General features: G+C 71.9%; 20 protein-coding genes. 13 read left to right on the top strand and 7 right to left on the bottom strand.

Features of this window, described 5'->3' with window-relative positions:
* Window positions 1-1,306, top strand: a 1,306-nt coding sequence (locus ACYVK3_RS18615; protein WP_460498833.1) for a LuxR C-terminal-related transcriptional regulator, incomplete at its 5' end; no start/stop codon positions are given.
* Window positions 1,303-1,815: a LuxR family transcriptional regulator gene (locus tag ACYVK3_RS18610; RefSeq protein WP_460498832.1), complete on the top strand. Its 513-nt coding sequence runs from the start codon at window positions 1,303-1,305 to the stop codon at window positions 1,813-1,815. The genes ACYVK3_RS18615 and ACYVK3_RS18610, both read left to right, overlap by 4 nt.
* A 24-nt stretch (window positions 1,816-1,839) precedes the next feature.
* Here the strand turns inward: ACYVK3_RS18610 and ACYVK3_RS18605 are convergent, their stop codons facing one another.
* Window positions 1,840-2,535 (bottom strand): DUF6319 family protein, encoded by a 696-nt coding sequence (locus tag ACYVK3_RS18605; protein ID WP_460498831.1) that lies wholly within the window; start codon window positions 2,533-2,535, stop codon window positions 1,840-1,842.
* A 194-nt stretch (window positions 2,536-2,729) separates the two neighbouring features.
* Here ACYVK3_RS18605 and ACYVK3_RS18600 point away from each other — a divergent pair, with 194 nt between their 5' ends.
* Window positions 2,730-3,878: a glycosyltransferase family 4 protein gene (locus ACYVK3_RS18600; protein ID WP_460498830.1), complete on the top strand. Its 1,149-nt coding sequence runs from the start codon at window positions 2,730-2,732 to the stop codon at window positions 3,876-3,878.
* Here the strand turns inward: ACYVK3_RS18600 and ACYVK3_RS18595 are convergent.
* Window positions 3,799-4,320 (bottom strand): DUF2269 domain-containing protein, encoded by a 522-nt coding sequence (locus ACYVK3_RS18595; RefSeq protein ID WP_460498829.1) that lies wholly within the window; start codon window positions 4,318-4,320, stop codon window positions 3,799-3,801. The two genes, ACYVK3_RS18600 and ACYVK3_RS18595, sit on opposite strands and share 80 nt — an antisense overlap.
* A gap of 157 nt (window positions 4,321-4,477) precedes the next feature.
* Here ACYVK3_RS18595 and trhA point away from each other — a divergent pair, with 157 nt between their 5' ends.
* A complete protein-coding gene (gene trhA, locus ACYVK3_RS18590; protein WP_460498828.1) occupies window positions 4,478-5,188 on the top strand; it encodes a PAQR family membrane homeostasis protein TrhA in 711 nt (236 codons plus the stop codon).
* Window positions 5,189-5,224: 36 nt separating this feature from the next.
* Entirely contained in the window at window positions 5,225-5,611 is a 387-nt protein-coding gene (locus ACYVK3_RS18585; protein ID WP_460498827.1) for a DnaJ family domain-containing protein, read from the top strand.
* Here the strand turns inward: ACYVK3_RS18585 and ACYVK3_RS18580 are convergent.
* Window positions 5,608-6,354: an SAM-dependent methyltransferase gene (locus tag ACYVK3_RS18580; protein ID WP_460498826.1), complete on the bottom strand. Its 747-nt coding sequence runs from the start codon at window positions 6,352-6,354 to the stop codon at window positions 5,608-5,610. The genes ACYVK3_RS18585 and ACYVK3_RS18580 overlap by 4 nt on opposite strands.
* Window positions 6,355-6,416: 62 nt before the next feature.
* Between ACYVK3_RS18580 and ACYVK3_RS18575 the strand changes: the two genes are divergently transcribed.
* Window positions 6,417-6,716, top strand: a complete 300-nt coding sequence (locus ACYVK3_RS18575; RefSeq protein ID WP_460498825.1) for a putative quinol monooxygenase — start codon at window positions 6,417-6,419, stop codon at window positions 6,714-6,716.
* A gap of 40 nt (window positions 6,717-6,756) precedes the next feature.
* On the opposite strand, the gene ACYVK3_RS18570 is transcribed toward ACYVK3_RS18575, so the two are convergent.
* Window positions 6,757-7,722: an NAD(P)/FAD-dependent oxidoreductase gene (locus tag ACYVK3_RS18570; protein ID WP_460498824.1), complete on the bottom strand. Its 966-nt coding sequence runs from the start codon at window positions 7,720-7,722 to the stop codon at window positions 6,757-6,759.
* Window positions 7,723-7,808: 86 nt separating this feature from the next.
* On the opposite strand from ACYVK3_RS18570, the gene ACYVK3_RS18565 reads away from it, so the two are divergent.
* Complete coding sequence (locus ACYVK3_RS18565) at window positions 7,809-8,426, top strand: helix-turn-helix domain-containing protein (protein ID WP_460498823.1); 618 nt, start codon at window positions 7,809-7,811, stop codon at window positions 8,424-8,426.
* A gap of 42 nt (window positions 8,427-8,468) precedes the next feature.
* Entirely contained in the window at window positions 8,469-9,197 is a 729-nt protein-coding gene (locus ACYVK3_RS18560) for a response regulator transcription factor (RefSeq protein ID WP_460498822.1), read from the top strand.
* On the opposite strand, the gene ACYVK3_RS18555 is transcribed toward ACYVK3_RS18560, so the two are convergent.
* Together ACYVK3_RS18555 and ACYVK3_RS18550 are read right to left on the bottom strand one after the other, a co-directional pair.
* Window positions 9,176-9,964: a polyphosphate polymerase domain-containing protein gene (locus ACYVK3_RS18555; RefSeq protein ID WP_460498821.1), complete on the bottom strand. Its 789-nt coding sequence runs from the start codon at window positions 9,962-9,964 to the stop codon at window positions 9,176-9,178. The genes ACYVK3_RS18560 and ACYVK3_RS18555 overlap by 22 nt on opposite strands.
* Before the next feature lie 17 nt (window positions 9,965-9,981).
* Window positions 9,982-10,578 carry a DUF4956 domain-containing protein gene (locus tag ACYVK3_RS18550; RefSeq protein ID WP_460498820.1) on the bottom strand — a complete coding sequence of 199 codons (597 nt, stop codon included), beginning with the start codon at window positions 10,576-10,578 and terminating at the stop codon, window positions 9,982-9,984.
* 153 nt (window positions 10,579-10,731) lie between these two features.
* Here ACYVK3_RS18550 and ACYVK3_RS18545 point away from each other — a divergent pair, with 153 nt between their 5' ends.
* From ACYVK3_RS18545 to ACYVK3_RS18525, 5 genes are all read left to right on the top strand, one after another.
* Window positions 10,732-12,336 carry a CotH kinase family protein gene (locus tag ACYVK3_RS18545; RefSeq protein ID WP_460498819.1) on the top strand — a complete coding sequence of 535 codons (1,605 nt, stop codon included), beginning with the start codon at window positions 10,732-10,734 and terminating at the stop codon, window positions 12,334-12,336.
* A gap of 148 nt (window positions 12,337-12,484) precedes the next feature.
* On the top strand, window positions 12,485-12,916 hold the full coding sequence (locus tag ACYVK3_RS18540) for a hypothetical protein (protein ID WP_460498818.1): 432 nt from the start codon (window positions 12,485-12,487) through the stop codon (window positions 12,914-12,916).
* Window positions 12,910-13,143 carry a helix-turn-helix transcriptional regulator gene (locus tag ACYVK3_RS18535; RefSeq protein ID WP_460498817.1) on the top strand — a complete coding sequence of 78 codons (234 nt, stop codon included), beginning with the start codon at window positions 12,910-12,912 and terminating at the stop codon, window positions 13,141-13,143. The genes ACYVK3_RS18540 and ACYVK3_RS18535 overlap by 7 nt, the downstream gene beginning before the upstream one ends.
* 39 nt (window positions 13,144-13,182) lie before the next feature.
* Window positions 13,183-14,181, top strand: coding sequence for an NAD(P)-dependent alcohol dehydrogenase (locus tag ACYVK3_RS18530; protein WP_460498816.1), 999 nt, complete (start codon window positions 13,183-13,185; stop codon window positions 14,179-14,181).
* A gap of 226 nt (window positions 14,182-14,407) precedes the next feature.
* Window positions 14,408-14,533 (top strand): hypothetical protein, encoded by a 126-nt coding sequence (locus ACYVK3_RS18525; RefSeq protein WP_460498815.1) that lies wholly within the window; start codon window positions 14,408-14,410, stop codon window positions 14,531-14,533.
* Window positions 14,534-14,555: 22 nt separating this feature from the next.
* On the opposite strand, the gene ACYVK3_RS18520 is transcribed toward ACYVK3_RS18525, so the two are convergent.
* The coding region (locus tag ACYVK3_RS18520; protein WP_460498814.1) for a hypothetical protein at window positions 14,556-15,545 on the bottom strand (990 nt) is incomplete at its 5' end.

The following is a 15,545-nucleotide window of genomic DNA, read 5'->3' as shown; positions in this document are numbered from 1 at the left end:
GCGGCCACGGGCCGCCCTGGGCGTTCTGGAGGGCCACGGCGGCGCCGAGGCGGCGCTCGCGCGATCCTGGGCCCACCTCGCCGTCGGCGACGGACCCGCCGCGGCCGCCGCGCTCGAGGGCGCACCCGACGGCGCCGAGAAAGACCAGCTGCGCGTCCTGTCCGCCCCGCCGGGCGCGCGCGCGGCGATCGCCGAGGACCTGCGCGGCAGGTGGGCCGGTCGCGTCGAGCATCCCGGGCTGGCCGCCGCGCTCGCCGGCGACGACCCGGCCGCGCTCGAACAGGCCGAGGCGCTCGCCCGGGCCGCCGGGGACGCGACGACCGCGAACTGGTGCGCGTGGACGCGCGTCATCGCCCTGGCCGATGCGGCCCGCATCGGCGAGGCGGAGGCCGCCGCCCGCGAGGCCGCGGCGCGGTGCGCCGAGGACGGCGCCTACTCGTGGCAGACGCGGTTCCTCGCCGCCGCCGCATGGTGCCTGGTCCTGACCGGCACCGGACTGGACCATCTCATCGCCACCGCCCAGACCCTGGCCGACCACACCCTCCCGGCCGTCGCCGACACCCTCATCGTCGCCGCCATCGCCCTGGCCGAGGCCGACACCGGCGCCCTCGGGACGGCCAGGGCCCGCCTGGCGCGGCTGGCCGACCCGCCGGCGGCCCTCGGCTCGCTCGTCGCCTGGCTCGACCACGAGACCGCCTGGCTCGACGGCCAGCCCGACCCCGAACCGTTCGACGGCGACGGCGGCCTGGTCGGCGGCCTCGCCCACATCACCGGCCGGTGGATCGCCTACGACACCGGCACCGACCCGCTCGAAGCGGGCACGGCCGCCTGGCCCGCACCGGTCGATGCGACCCTGCGTGCCTGGGACGAGGCCCGCGGGTCCGCGTTCAAGGCCGCCGCCGACGCCTGGGACGGCCTGGCCGCGCGCGAACAGGTCCGCTGCCTGCTCGCTCTCGCCGCCCACTCCGGTGAGGCCGCCGACGCCATCGCCGCGCTCGAAGCGGCCGAGGCCATCGCCGAGCACCACGGCCTGACCGTCCTGGCCGGGCGCGCCAAGCGGTCCCTGCGCCGCCACGACGTGCGCCGCGACCGCCGCTCGGCCCGCGGCGGCGGCGGCCTGACCGACCGCGAGATCGAAGTGCTGCGCCACGTCGCGGGCGGGCACCCCTCACGGCGCATCGCCGAGATCCTCGGCATCACCGCCGAGACCGTCGAGACCCACATCCGCTCGGGGATGCGCAAACTCGGCGCCAAGACCCGCACCGAAGCGGCCGTCCTCCTCGATGCCGGCGGCGGTGGCTCATGACCGAACCGATCCCGCTGCACGTGGTGACGAGCAACGGCGACGCCGACCAGCTCGTGCGCCGCTGCGCCGCGGCCGGCTGGAAGGCCCACCGCGGCTTCGCGCTGTTCGAGCCCGCCTGGGACCTGGCCGAGCGCCGCCTGCTCGCCCACGGCACCGTCGCCGACGACCACACCGCCTCCCAAGCGGTGCTCGCCGCCGCCCGCGGCGCCGGCGTCATCGCGACCGCGACCGGCCCGATCGCGCTCGCCCTCGCCGCCGACCTGCGCCGCGTCGGCCCCCTCGGCCACACGCCCGGCCGGCCCGAACTCGACGACGGCCTCGATCTGGACCCCGAGCAGCGGGCCCTGCTCAACCGGCTCGCGGCCGGCTCGACCATCGCCGCGGCGGCCGAAGCCGAATTCGTGTCCCTGCGCACCGCGAACCGCCGCATCGCCGCCGCCCGCAGCACCCTCGGAGTGAAGACCACCCGCGAAGCGGTGATGATCTACATCAAACACGCCCGCGGGTGAGCGTCCACTCGCGCTGCCGTCGCGCTACTTGAGGTCGCCGAGTTCGGCCAGTTTCGCCTCGGCCTCCTCCAGTCGCTTGCGCAGCGCCGCGGCCTCCTCGGCCGCCTCGGAGCGGATCTTGTCGACCACCTCGGTGACGATCTCGTTCACCTCGGCCGACTCAGCGGCGGCGCACATCGACAGCGCCGCGGCGTGCGAGACGTGCACCCCCTTGACGAGGGTGCGCGCGCCCTTGGCGGTCGCGACGGCCCACTCGCCGTCCTCATAGGTCAACGTGACCGTCAGCTCCGGGTGCTTGTCCTTCGCCGACCGCGCCCTGGCGGCCTTCTTGCGCGGCGCCGGCTCAGGGGCCTTGTTCTCGGTCTCGGACACGCTCGTCGACTTCCTCTCTTCGGGTGTGCGCGCCACCGGCGGCGCATCGGGCAGCAGGCCCGGACCCGGCGGCGGCGCCGGCTCGGTCCCGGTGGTGCGTTGGCGGGGCGTCTTGGCGCGGGCGGTCTCGCCGCGCGCCGGCAGGCGCAGCTCGGCGGGAGAGAACGGCAACTGGTCCGACCCGAACGCGACCAGGACGAAATCGCCGTCCCTGGCCTCCTCGAGCGCGACGACCTTCCCCGACTTCCCGGCGACCTGCCCCGCCGCGTCGGTGAACATCACCTTCGGCTTCTTCCCTTGCGCCAGCACCGATTCCAGATGAGTGATGTCGGCACTAGACAGTGACATCGCGGACTCCTAGCGGATCGTGCGAGCCGCTTCGGCTCGTTTGGGCTTCGTGCATCCTCCAATACCTACCGCGCACCTGTGACACCGCCCCTGCTGCCCAGCGCCGCAAGCCATCGCGGGAGTGTCGGCAACGGTTCAAATCCGCGCCATGTCGCATTCCCTCCGCGGCCCACAGCGGCCCATACGCTGCGTCTATGAAAGTCGCCCTCGTCACCGAGTCGTTTCCGCCGCAGGTCAACGGCGTCGCACGGTCGGTCGCCCGCACCGCCGAGCACCTGGCCGAGCGCGGACACGAACCCGTCGTCATCGCCCCCGCGCCCGGAGCCGGCCCCCGCCCCGTCTACCCGTGCCCGGTCGTCCACGTGCCCTCCCTGCCCGTCCCCGCCTACCGGAACTTCCGCGCCGGCCTGGCCACCCGCACCCTCGACACCGCCCTCGACACCCACCGGCCCGACGTCATCCACCTCGCCTCCCCGTTCGGCTACACCGGCCGAGCCGCCGAGTACGCCGCCCGCACCGGCATCCCCGCGGTCGCCGTCTGGCAGACCGACCTGCCCGCCTACACCCGCGCCTACCACCTGACCGCGTTCGAGCAGCTCGTGTGGCGGCGCCTGCGCCGCATCCACTCCCGCGCGTGCGTCAACCTCGCCCTCACCCAATGCACCGCCCGCGCCCTCGCCGCCCAAGGCATCCAAGGCGTCGCGGTCCTGCCCCACGGGGTCGACACCGCCCGCTTCGACCCCGCCTGGCGGGACCGGACCCTCCACGACACGCTCGCGCCCGACGGGGCCCTCCTGGTCGGCTACGTCGGGCGCCTCGCCCGCGAAAAACACCTCCACCTGCTCAAGGCCGTCGCCGCCCTGCCGGGCGTGCGCCTGGTCATCGCCGGCGACGGCCCTCGGCGCCGCGGCCTCGAACGGCTCATGCCGCAGGCGGCGTTCCTCGGGAACCTCCACGGGGCCGACCTCTCGCGCCTGTACGCCTCCCTCGACCTGTTCGTCCACACCGGGCCCTACGAGACGTTCGGGCAGACCATCCAGGAGGCCCACGCCTCCGGCGTCGGCGTGGCCTGCGTCGACGCCGGAGGCGCGGCCGAGCTGGTCGACCCCGGCGTCGACGGCGCCCACTTCCCGCCCGGCGACGCCGCCGCCCTCGCTCAGATCGTGGCCGCGCTGGCCGAGCAGCGGGATCTGCTGCGCTCCTGGGGCCGCCGGGGCCGTGCGAAAGTCCGCGGCCGCACCTGGGAAGCCGAAGGCGACGCCCTCATCGGCTACTACCGGCAGGCGCTGGCGCTCGCCGCCGGGGCCGACGCGAGGGCCGCCCGGCCGCTCCCCACGGCTTGACATAGGACAGCGCGATCGCGCCGACGTAGATCGCCGAGGACACCGCCGGGCCCGCGATCACATCGGCGTCGACCGCCAGCACCCGGCCAGGGTCGAGCTCCGCGGCCAGGGCCGCCAGGCCCGGGCGCAGCAGCACGATCGTGAGCGCGAACGTCACGCAGGTGGCGACGAGCTTGGCCAGCACCCACCGGTAGCGCAGCGTCCAGCGCGTCCCCGCCGCCAAGGCGAGGCCGGAGGCGAGCGCGAGCGCGCCGACCGGCACGGCGATGGTCGAGGCCAGCAGCGACATCGCGGTGCCCGCGGCGAACTGCAGGGGCGCCGAGCCGGTGGTCATGACGGCGACGCCGAGGACGAGCAGGGCGAGGCTGAGGCCGAGCCAGGCGACCGATGCGGCCACGTGGACGATGATGACCGGACGGTACAGACGAGGAGAGAACTTCATACGACCACCCTCGCGGCCGGGCGGCGAAGCCGCATCGGAGCGTGAGCGTAGGCGCCCCTACGACGCGGCGCTGAGGGCCCACCGTAGGCCTAGCACCACCCCGACCGGGGGACTGAAGACACTACCTGCCGGTAACCGCGGCGCGTATCGTCGAGACATGGCAACCGCCCAGCGCAGCACCCGAAACGAGCCCGTGACCGAGACGCTCCTCGAACCTGCCGGCGACCTCGAGCCCGTCAAGCCGCGCCTGCGCGGCTGGCTCCACCTGGTGGCCTTCCCGGCCGCGATCGCCGCCGGTCTCCTCCTGGTCGCCACCGGCCCGACCCTCCCGGCGCGGCTGTCGGCCGCCGTCTACGTCGCGGCCTCCGCGTCCCTGTTCGGCGTCTCTGCCACCTACCACCGCTCCCGGCTCGACGCTGTGGCCACCGCGCGGCTCAAACGCCTCGACCACGCCAACATCTACCTCATCATCGCCGGCACCTACACGCCCGTGGCCGTCCTCGCGCTCGACGGGTCCGCCCGCGTCGCGCTCCTGGCCGTCGTCTGGGTCGGGGCGGTGGCCGGGGTCGCCTTCCGCACCCTGTGGCTCGGCGCGCCCCGCTGGCTCTACACCGCCCTGTACATCGTCTTGGGCTGGGTGGCCGTGTTCGTCATGCCGCAGCTGATCGACGGCGCCGGTGTCCCGGCGACCGTGCTCATCTTCACCGGCGGCGTCCTCTACACCGCCGGCGGCGTCGTCTACGGCCTCAAACGCCCCAACCCCAGCGAGCGGTGGTTCGGCTTCCACGAGGTCTTCCACGCCTTCACCCTCGCCGCCTACATCGCCCAGTTCATCGCCGTCGCGCTGGTCGTCCGCGCCTCCGGCTGAACCGGATATCATGGGCCCCACACCAAGGAGGCGCCCATGAGCGAACGGTTGGCGCGCGGTGTCGAACGCCAGATGCAAGAGGCCGAGCGGCGCGGCGAGTTCCAGAACCTCCCCGGCGCCGGCAAGCCCCTGCCGGGCATCGGTTCGCCGCAGACAGAGGACTGGTGGCTGCGGCAGAAGGCCACCCGCGAGAACATCGGCGCCGAAGCCCTGCCGCCGGCGCTGCGGTTGCGCAAAGAGGTCGACCAGCTCCCGGCCCTCCTCGACGCGCTCGATGAGGAGGCCGAGGTGCGTCGGGCGCTGGAGGCGTTGAACGAGCGGATCCGCAAGGCGCTGATCGGCCCGGTCGACGGCCCGCCGCTCAACTTCGGCCTGATCGACGCCGAAGAGGCCCTGGCGGCCTGGCGGGCGCGCCGCGCCTAGGCGACCGGCCGGCCCAGCGTGAGGTACGCGAAGCCGAGGAACCGGCGGTGGCCGCGCAGCCACCAGCCGCGGTGCCGGTCGGCCCGCTCGCGGATCCCGGCCGCCTCGGGCGATGCGGGGTTGGCCAGGAGCCAGGTCTCCGTGTCGGCCGCGAAGTCCGACTCGAAGTCGTCCCATTCGGACTGCTCGACCGCTTCGACGCGCAGCGGCCGCAGGCCGGCGGCCGTGCCGGCGTCGACCAGGTCGGCCAGCTCCAGGAAATCGCCGGCGGTCGTCCCCGGCCACATGTGGTCGAGCCGGTCCCGGTTCGGCACCCGCTCCCAGAAGCCGTCGCCGAACAGCAGCCGGCCGCCGGGTTCGACGATCCGGGCGAGTTCGGCGAGCGCGGTGGCGCTGCCGCCGAAGGCGTGGGAGGCGCCGACGCAGATCACCAGGTCGGCCGGTTCGGTCCACGATTCGCCCTGGTATTCGACGAAGGCGACCCGCTCGTTCAGGCCGCGCTCGGCGGCGTTCGCGCGGGCGCGGTCGAGCAGTTCGGCGTCGGAGTCGACCCCGGTCGCGCTCGCGTCGGGGGCGGCCTGGGCGAGGCGCAGGAGCAACTCGCCCCAGCCGCAGCCGATGTCGACGATGCTGGCCGGGCTCGCGGCCGCGAGGGCGGCGACGAGCCGCTCGGCCCGCCAGGGCGCGATGGGGGAGTTGAAGTCGAGGTGGCCGTAGCGCGCCGGCCCGCTGTTCGCACTCATCGACCGCACACTAGGCCCGATCGGGCGCGGCGGCAATCGATATAGGGCCTAGGGTGGGCGCCATGATCGTCGTTCACGCGTTCCTGTACGCCAAGCCCGAGACCCGCGAGGCCTTCAAGCAGGGCCTGGCCGAGCTCCAGGCCTCGACGCTCGCCGAGGACGCCGGGTGCCTGCACTACACGTTCTACCAGGACATCGGCGATGCCGACCGGTTCGTGTGCGTCGAGCAGTGGCAGGACATGGACAGCCTCGAAGCGCACCTGGCGGCCGATCACCACGCCCGCGCCGGCGAGCGCCTGGACGCCTTGCGGGCGCGGCCCGCCGAGGTCCGGGTCTTCACGGCCGAACCGGTCGAGCCGTGAGGCCGTGCCGGGGCGGACGTGATGGCCGCCCCGGCGGGCACTACCGGCTCAACTCGAGCCTGCGGGCCCCCAGCGCCCGGTCGGTCTCGGCGTCGATCAGGTCCATGTTGATCGCCCCCGCCGCGCGCACTCCGGCCTCGGCCGAGGAGACGACCTGTGCCATGAGGTTCGCGACGTTGCCGGCGACCCACACCCCGGGCTGCGAGGTCGCGCCCATCGGGTCGGCCTCGACATAGGTGCCGATCACCTCGCCCTCGCGTCGCATCTCGACCGGTTCGAGTCCCAGATCGGCCAGGAACGGTGCCGTGGCGTCCATGCGCGAGGCCACGACCAGCGCCCGGCACGCCACCGAGGCGCCCTCGGCCAAGGCCACCCCGACCAGGCGGTCCTCGGCGACGTCGAGCGCGGCGACTTCGCCGTCGACCACGGCGATGCCGCGCGCGGCCAGCCGTTCCTCGTCGTCGGGCGAGAACGGGCCGGCGGTGTGCCGCAGGAGCGTCACCGTCGGCGACCACTGGCGCCACATGAGCGCCTGGTGCACGGCCAGCGCGCTGGTGGCCAGGATCGCGATCGGCTCGTCGCGGACCTCCCAGCCGTGGCAGTACGGGCAGTGCAGGACGTCCTTGCCCCAGCGGGCGGCCAGGCCCGGTACGGGCGGCAGTCGGTCGGACACTCCGGTGGCCACCAGCAGCCGGTCGGCCTCGACGGCGGATCCGCCCGCCAGGTGCACCCGGAAGCCGCCTTCGAGCTTGTCGATGCGCTCGACGGTGCCTTCGCGGATCCGCCCGCCGTAGCCGCGCAGCTCGGCCCGGCCGGCGTCGACCAGGTCGGCCGGGCTCATGCCGTCGCGGGTCAGGTAGGAGTGGACGCCGTCGGCCGGTGCGTTGCGCGGCCGTCCGGCGTCGATGACCAGCACCTCGCGCCGTGCCCGCGCGAGCACGACCGCGCCGCTGAGTCCGGCGGCCCCGCCGCCGATGACCACGACTTCAAAGCGTTCGTTTCCCATGATCGGTCCTTTCGATTCCGTTCCCATGATCGTCCGCCGCGAGCGAGCCAATGGCAACTATCTTGCCGTTATGGCAATGTTGGGGCATGGAGAACAGCGAACTGGCCGGCGTCCTCACCGGGGTCGGCCCACGGCTCAAAGACCTGCGCCGCGAGCGCGGTACCACGCTCACCCAGCTGGCCGAGACCACCGGCATCTCGTTGAGCACGCTCTCGCGGCTCGAATCGAGCAAGCGCAAACCCACCCTGGAGCTGCTCCTACCGCTGGCGAAGGCCCACGGGGTCCAGCTCGACGACCTCGTCGGCGCGCCCACGACCGGCGACCCGCGCGTGCACATGCGCCCGTTCCAGCGCTACGGCCAGACGTTCATCCCGCTGACGCGCAATCTCGGCGGCCTCCAGGCGTACAAGCAGATCCGCCCGGTCGATCCCGAGCCGCGCGAGCGCATCGAGCAGCGCGTGCACGAGGGCTACGAATGGCTTTACATCCTCTCGGGGCGGCTGCGCCTGGCCCTGGGCCCGCACGACTTCGTCATCGGCCCCGGCGAAGCCGTCGAGTTCGACACGCGGGTCCCGCACGGCTTCATGAACCCGGGGCCCGAGCCGGTCGAGTTTCTCAGCATCTTCGGCACGCAAGGGGAGAAAATCCACGTCAAGGCGCGTTCGAACCGTCGGGGCGCCGCCGAAACATCGAATAAACATTGACGGGTGTAGATACATCCGGAATGCCGGGTTTAGAATGTTCAAGTGGAGTTCACCCTTAAGACACCAAGGCTGGACGGATCTGACTCCACCCTCACTAGGATCCTCACGGCCGACCCGGACGCGAACGTCCGCGGCATCCTCGACACCGCCTGCCGACTCGAAGGATGGGAGGCCATACCCGCGCCCGACGGCGAGACCGCCCTCAAACGCATACGCGTCCACCGCCCGCACGTGGTCGTCACCGAACTGGCGATGCCCGACATCGACGGCCTGGCCCTGCTCGGGCGCATCCGATCGGAGTTCCCCGACCTGCCGGTCATGGCCCTGGCCGGGGCCGACGGCACCCGGTACCGCATCGGCTGCCTCGCCGCCGGCGCCGACGACTACGTCGCCAAGCCGTTCGACCTCGAAGAGGTCATGCTGCGCCTCAAAGGCATCCTGCGCCGCACCGCCACCGCGGCCAAGGCCCCGCCCTCCAGACTCGTCGTCGGCGACCTCGTCCTCGACGAGGAATCACGCCACGTCAGCCGCGGCGGCACACCCGTCGACCTGACCAACACCGAGTTCCTGCTGCTGCGCTACCTCATGCGCAACCCGCGGCGCGTGCTCAGCCGCACCCAGATCATCCGCCAGGTGTGGCACCACGACTACCGTGGCCGCACCAGCATCGTCGAGCTGTACATCTCCTACCTGCGCCGCAAGCTCGACCACCGCTCCGATCCGATCATCCACACCGTCCGAGGCGTCGGCTACATGCTCCGACCCCGCTGAGCGACAGGCGCGAGCGTGGGCGGCGTTCCAGGACGCCACCCGAAGTGCCGCCGCAGCGTCCGGTTCCACTTGTTCGCAGGCAGCTCCGGCCGCAGGAACGCCATACCGGTGCCGTACTTGCTGATCGGACACGGCCGGTACCCGGCCTTCCACAACCGCCGGTCCACCGGCCCGGTCCGACCTGCGCTCTTGACCTCGAGCACGGCCACCTCGGGGCTGATCGCCCCCACCCGCCCGGCGAAGTCCTCGAAGCGCAGCTCGGTGTCGCACGTCAGCCGCGCACCCGAGGGCACGTGCAGCACCGTCACCCGCAGATACCGGGTGACCAGCACCGGCTCGAACGCCTCGGCGCTGGCCGGGACCCGCCCGCAGGTCGCGATGCGCCACCGGCCCTCCTCGGTCAGGCGGTGGCGGTCGCCGGCGGCGTAGTCGAACCGCTCCTTGACCGTGGCCTGCCCCGACCGGGTCTTGATCTCGAGCATGCACTGCCCCGAATCGAGGTAGGTGCGGGTGCGGACCTTGAAGCGGCGGCGCCGCGAGCGCGCCGCGCCGAGGTAGCTGGACAGGTCGGGCGTGTCGAAGTAGACCGACTCGTAGGCGAAGCGGCGGACGCGGTCGATCTCGAGCACGGCCAGCTCGCCGGACAGGCTCTCGAGCAGCGCCGCCAGGTCGGCCCGGTCGACCAGGTACTTGCGGTCGACGCGCGTCTGGAGCTCGGCGACTTCCATGAGGTCGGCCAAGGCGATGGGGGAGAGGACACCGAACATCTGGAGCGCTCCCAACTTCAGCGTGCGAGCACCGGTCGGCGCCGCTCGGACCGCTCACGCACCCCGGCCACCCGGTAGGTCACGTCCACCGTCTGCGAATCGCGCACCAGATCGGTCACCGTCGTCTCGATCCGCGTGATGTGATCGGCGCCCAGCAACTCGATCAACCGCGCCTCCAACTCCGGCCGCGAATCGTAGATCCGGTCGAGCACCACCTGCTCCTGCCGGTACCGCTGATGCCACCGCGGCTGATCGATCACGGCCATCACCGCCACCACCAGCGCCGCCAACACCGGGCCCGTCCAGAACGGCTCGAGCGGAATCCCGCACACCAGTCCAATGGCGAGCGACGAGAAGTAATAGCACACATCGCCGTGGCTGATCTCGTCCGACCGCAGTCGGATGATCGACAGCACTCCGAACAGGCCGATGCCCACCCCGATCCCGATCTCCGTACCCAGCAGCGCGGTCACCACCGCGTACACGCCCACATTGAGCCCCATATAGGGGACCACCATGTGCCGCCTGCGATGCCGGCGGTAGTAGACACCGAACACCAGCACACTCGTGAGCACCAGATCCGCGACCAGCCCAGTCCATCCGAAAGCATTCATACACCGTTTTATAGAGCCCGAAGCTATGAATTCCCTATGCGCAGCCTATGCGACAGCACGTTCGCACACAGACTCTCCATAGGCGACGTTGCTACGGTTCGGCTCATCCAAACAGCACGGAACCCCGCTTCCGCGGCCACGGAGGTACCACACATGAGACCAATCACGCGGGCCCTGGCGGCCATCGCAGCGACCCTCACGCTCGCGGTCGGCCTCGCAGGCAACCCCGCCGCAGCCCAGACCCCCGAGCCGACCCAGACCAGCCCGATCTGGGACTCCGGCACCGTCCACGACATCCAAGTCTCCATGGACCAAGGCGAATTCGCCGACATGGTCCAGCAATACCTCGACACGCGCGAGAAGATCTGGATCAGCGCCGACGTCACCATCGACGGCCGGACCTTCCCGAACTCGGGCATCAAACTCAAAGGCCAGTCCAGCCTCTTCGGCCTGACCCCCGACGCCTCCCCGTCCTCACTGCCCTGGCTCATCCGCCTCGACAAGTACACCGAACAGGACTTCGACGGCTACAAGCGATTCGCCGTCCGCTCCAACGAGACCGACTCCTCGCTCAACGAGGCCCTCTCACTGCGACTGCTCGAAGCAGCCGGCCTGGTCGCCACCAAGAGCTTCCCGACCGCCTTCAGCGTCAACGGCGAACCGTCGGTGCTGCGCCTGATCGTCCAAGAACCCGACAAGACATTCGACAAAGAGCACTTCCCCGCCGGCGACGGATCCAAAGACGGCGGCATCCTCTACAAGAAGCAATGGGACGAGGACTTCGCCTACCGCGGAGACGACCCCGACGCCTACGACGGCGCCTTCGAACCCAAAGGCGGCGACGAGGACAACTGGCAGCCCCTGTTCGACTTCCTCGACTGGATGAACAACGCCACCGACGCCGAATTCGCCGCCGAACTCGACAGCCGCATCGACACCGAGGCGTTCGCCCGCTACCTCACGGTCCAAGACCTCATCATCAACTGGGACGACATCGACGGCCCCGGCCAGAACGGCTACTTCCGGTACACCCCCGGCACCGGCAAGATGACCGTCGTCGCCTGGGACCACAACCTCGCCTACGGCATCTTCCCGGCCCCGCCGCGCCCCGGCACCGCCGGCTCCGACGACCTGCCGTGGGCCGTGCAACAGGACATCGAGGCCGCCCAGCGCACCACCTGGGGCTGCCCGTGCGTCGAACGCGCGCTGGCCGTCCCCGAATTCCGCAGCCTCTACACCGCGACGTTCGACCAGCTCAAATCCGAGCTGTACGACTCCGGGTTCGCCCAGGCCGCACTCGACGAACTGTCCGCGCCCCTGTACCAGTCGGACCTGATCACCGATGCGAGCATCGACCAGGACCGCGCACAGATCCAAGCGGTGTTCAACCAGAACATCACCCCGCGCGGCGGAGCCGCCAACCCGCCCGAAGAACCCGACGACCCCGGCACGCCGCCGGGCGACGGATGCACCGCCGAGATCGCCGTGGTCAACGACTGGGGCTCGGGCTGGCAGGCCAACGTCCACGTCACCGCCGGCAGCGGCGCCGTCGACGGCTGGACCGTGAACTGGACCTGGCCGGGCGGCCAGAGCCTCAGCAGCCACTGGAACGCACAAGTGACCGCCGCGGGCACCTCGGTGAGCGCCACCGACATGGGCTGGAACGGCAGCATCGCGGCCGGCCAGACCATCGAAGCCTGGGGCTTCGTCGCCTCCGGCACGGCCGCCGCACCAGCGGTGACCTGCACCGCCGGCTGACACCCTCACCACAGCGGGCCCCGCACCACGATGGTGCGGGGCCCGTCACCATTCCAGATAAGTAAAGAAAAGTTGACATGATGTCAAATATGGTTTACACTCATGGCATGCACCGCGAACCACACACCGATCCGACGAGGGCCCGGTCATGACCAGCCCCGACCGAACCCGACTCCCATACGGCGAGCGCTACGCCTGGGGCTACCTCACCACCACCATCGCCGTCCCCATCGTCTACGCCGTCTACCTCCTCGGCCGCCTCGCCGACACTCCCGCCGCCGACGTCGCCTACCAGCAACCACTGCTCATCAGCATCGCCGCCTCAATGCTGCTGAACATGTTCCTCGCACCCGCGCCCCGCAAAGGCCGCGACCGCAAGGACGAACGCGACGCCGACATCCACCGGCGCGGCGAGCACATCGGCTTCTACGTCCTCGCGATCGCCATGATCGGCCCCTTCGCGCTGGCGATGCTCGAAGCCGACCACATCTGGATCGCCAACGCCATGTACGGCGCCTACGTCCTCAACGCCATCACCGCATCGGTCACGAAGATCGTCCTCTACCACCGGGGATGGTGACCGTGGGCAAACCGACCAGAGTCACCAACAACATCAAGGCGCTCCGGTTCGCCAACGGTGAGATGACCCAGGCCGAACTCGCCGACCGCGTCAACGTCACCCGACAGACCATCATCGCGATCGAGCAAGGCCGCTATTCGCCGTCCCTCGAAGTCGCCTTCCAGATCGCGCGCGTGTTCGGCGCACCGCTCGACGAGGTCTTCGCCTACCCCGACACCGACGACTGACCAGCCGGCACACCTCCGAACCTCCCTCAGGAGCCGACCATGTCCACCACCATGCGCGCCATCGTCCACTACCGATACGGCCCGCCCGAGGTACTGCACCGGGCCGACATCGCCCCGCCGGTCCCCGGGGCCGACGACGTCCTCGTCCGCGTCCACACCGCCGGGCTCGGCGCCGAGATCTGGCACCTCACCACCGGACTGCCCTACCTGGTCCGCGCCGGCACCGGACTGCGGCGACCCGCACGGCCCGTTCCCGGACGCGACCTCGCCGGCGTCGTCGCATCCATCGGCGCCGATGTCACCGGCTTCACCGCTGGTGACGAGGTGTTCGGTGTCGGAGTCGGGAGCTTCGCCGAATACTGCCTGGCGAGCCCGCGAACACTGGCCCGCAAACCGCCGGGGGTCGACTTCGCGCGCGCCGCCGTCGCCCCGGTCTCCGGCGTCGCGGCGCTCAAGGCCGTCCGCGACACGGCCGCCGTCCAGCCCGGTCAGCACGTCATGGTGATCGGCGCCGGGGGAGGAGTGGGGACGTTCGCCGTGCAGATCGCCAAAGCCCTCGGCGCCGAAGTCACCGGCGTGTGCTCCGGCGCCAAAGCCGACGCGGTCACGGCCATCGGCGCCGACCACGTCATCGACTACACCCGCGGCGAACCCGACGGCGCCACCCGCTATGACGCGATCATCGACACCGCCGGACACCGCTCGATCAGGCGTCTGAGCCGCCTCCTCACCGCGCGAGGCACCCTGGTCGCCGTGGGATCCGAAGCACCGGGCAAATGGCTCGGAGGACTCGACCGGCTCGTGCGCGCCCGCGCCGCCTCCGCGTTCAGCCGTCGAACACTGACCGGCATGCTCAGCACCGAGAACCGCGCCGACCTCGAAAGCCTCGCCGACATGCTCGCCGACGGCGCCCTCAGCCCCGTCATCGGCCGTACCCACCCCCTCGACGAGGTCCCCGACGCACTGCGCAACCTGCGCGAAGGCCGCGCCTTGGGCAAAACCGCCATCACCGTCGCAGACGACGGCCCGCGGCACTGAGACCGAACCGTCGGCGATCGATACCAGAATGCCACCGTTCCCTGGACTCGCCGGGCCACACCCGGCGGTGCGATAACCCGGCCTACCCCGATGCCGACGGCTGCCCCGCCAGCTCCCGTTCGAGGACCTAGCGAAGACTGCGCGACTCGCGGCCGGTGACACGCAGGACGGTATCGGCGGTGCGGTCCTCGGCGCCCGCGGCTCGGCCAGGATCCGCGAGGGTCTGGTGAATCCGCACCTCGGGGCCGCCACTCGCGCCGACCTCATCGAACACCTCATAAGCCACGACGGCATGTCCGGCGAGCAGGTCCGGGCCCGGCTCGCCGACCACACCGCCGAACTCCTGAATTGAAGCCGGACAGCGGGGGAGCGGGCTACCGCTCCGCCTCCCGTCCCGACTGCTCCGGCCACCGCGCCTCGGCCGCCAGCGCGCGCTCACGCCACGCGTCCACCTCCGACCGCGCCCGGGCCTCGGCCGCCGAGGCCGCCTCCAGGCGCGAGGCCAGCACCCGCTGGTCCGAGGCCAACGACTCGGCCTCAGTGCGCTTGAGCGCCAAAGCATCGCGAGCCGCATCAGCCTCAGCGGTCGCACGCTCGGCGTCCCGCCGCGCCACCGCCAACTCCGCCACCAGCGACTCCACACGGCCCCGCTCGGCGTCGCGCTCCGCGACCAACGCCGATGCACGCTCATCCGAACGCCGCAGCGCCTCCTCGGCCGCCCGCACCGCACCCGCGGCCTCGGCCGCGACCTCATCGGCCCGAGCCCGCGCCGCCTCCGCCTCACCGCGCGCCTGCACCGCGGCCGCCTCAGCGGCGGCCTGCTCGTCCAAGGCCCGGTCCCGCTCATTGCGAGCCGACGCCGCCGCAGCCCGGGCTTCCTCCGCCGCGGCCAGCGCCGTATCCCGATCGGCCACCGCGCCGGCGGCCTCGTCCCGAGCCGCCCGCGCCTCCTCAGCGGCACGCTCGGCAGCCCGGACCGACTCCAGACGCGCCGCGACCGCCTCCTTGGCCCGCGCCTCGGCTTCACGCGACGCGCTCGCGTGCTGATCGGCCTCGGCCCGCGCGGACGCGAGCGGCTCGGCGAGCGCCTCGGCGCGCCCGGTGACCTCGTCGCGCTCGGCTCTCGCGGCCGCGACCGCGCTGGCGGCTTCGCCGCGGACCTCGGCGAGCCGGGCCTCGACCTCGGCCGGGTCCGTCTCGGCCCGCAGGGCTTCGGCGAGGGGCGCGAGCGCCGTGGTCATGCTCTGCTCGATCTGCTCGTAGAGTTCTTCGGCCCGCGCGAGAGCGCCTTCGAGCCCGGGTGTGGCCCGCCGCAGTTCCCGCTGCCGCTTGGCCTGGGTGGCGCAGTCGCCCTCGGCGCAGTA

This window comes from Glycomyces tarimensis, assembly GCF_054776215.1.
This window is presented reverse-complemented; position numbering and strand designations above follow the sequence as displayed.

Excerpts from the sequence above, each read along its gene's own strand:
- ACYVK3_RS18610 (WP_460498832.1), top strand. The coding sequence starts at position 1,303 with ATGACCGAACCGATCCCGCTGCACGTGGTGACGAGCAACGGCGACGCC.
- ACYVK3_RS18605 (WP_460498831.1), bottom strand. The coding sequence starts at position 2,535 with ATGTCACTGTCTAGTGCCGACATCACTCATCTGGAATCGGTGCTGGCG.
- ACYVK3_RS18600 (WP_460498830.1), top strand. The coding sequence starts at position 2,730 with ATGAAAGTCGCCCTCGTCACCGAGTCGTTTCCGCCGCAGGTCAACGGC.
- ACYVK3_RS18595 (WP_460498829.1), bottom strand. The coding sequence starts at position 4,320 with ATGAAGTTCTCTCCTCGTCTGTACCGTCCGGTCATCATCGTCCACGTG.
- trhA (WP_460498828.1), top strand. The coding sequence starts at position 4,478 with ATGGCAACCGCCCAGCGCAGCACCCGAAACGAGCCCGTGACCGAGACG.
- ACYVK3_RS18585 (WP_460498827.1), top strand. The coding sequence starts at position 5,225 with ATGAGCGAACGGTTGGCGCGCGGTGTCGAACGCCAGATGCAAGAGGCC.
- ACYVK3_RS18580 (WP_460498826.1), bottom strand. The coding sequence starts at position 6,354 with ATGAGTGCGAACAGCGGGCCGGCGCGCTACGGCCACCTCGACTTCAAC.
- ACYVK3_RS18575 (WP_460498825.1), top strand. The coding sequence starts at position 6,417 with ATGATCGTCGTTCACGCGTTCCTGTACGCCAAGCCCGAGACCCGCGAG.
- ACYVK3_RS18570 (WP_460498824.1), bottom strand. The coding sequence starts at position 7,722 with ATGGGAAACGAACGCTTTGAAGTCGTGGTCATCGGCGGCGGGGCCGCC.
- ACYVK3_RS18565 (WP_460498823.1), top strand. The coding sequence starts at position 7,809 with ATGGAGAACAGCGAACTGGCCGGCGTCCTCACCGGGGTCGGCCCACGG.
- ACYVK3_RS18555 (WP_460498821.1), bottom strand. The coding sequence starts at position 9,964 with ATGTTCGGTGTCCTCTCCCCCATCGCCTTGGCCGACCTCATGGAAGTC.
- ACYVK3_RS18550 (WP_460498820.1), bottom strand. The coding sequence starts at position 10,578 with ATGAATGCTTTCGGATGGACTGGGCTGGTCGCGGATCTGGTGCTCACG.
- ACYVK3_RS18545 (WP_460498819.1), top strand. The coding sequence starts at position 10,732 with ATGAGACCAATCACGCGGGCCCTGGCGGCCATCGCAGCGACCCTCACG.
- ACYVK3_RS18540 (WP_460498818.1), top strand. The coding sequence starts at position 12,485 with ATGACCAGCCCCGACCGAACCCGACTCCCATACGGCGAGCGCTACGCC.
- ACYVK3_RS18535 (WP_460498817.1), top strand. The coding sequence starts at position 12,910 with ATGGTGACCGTGGGCAAACCGACCAGAGTCACCAACAACATCAAGGCG.
- ACYVK3_RS18530 (WP_460498816.1), top strand. The coding sequence starts at position 13,183 with ATGTCCACCACCATGCGCGCCATCGTCCACTACCGATACGGCCCGCCC.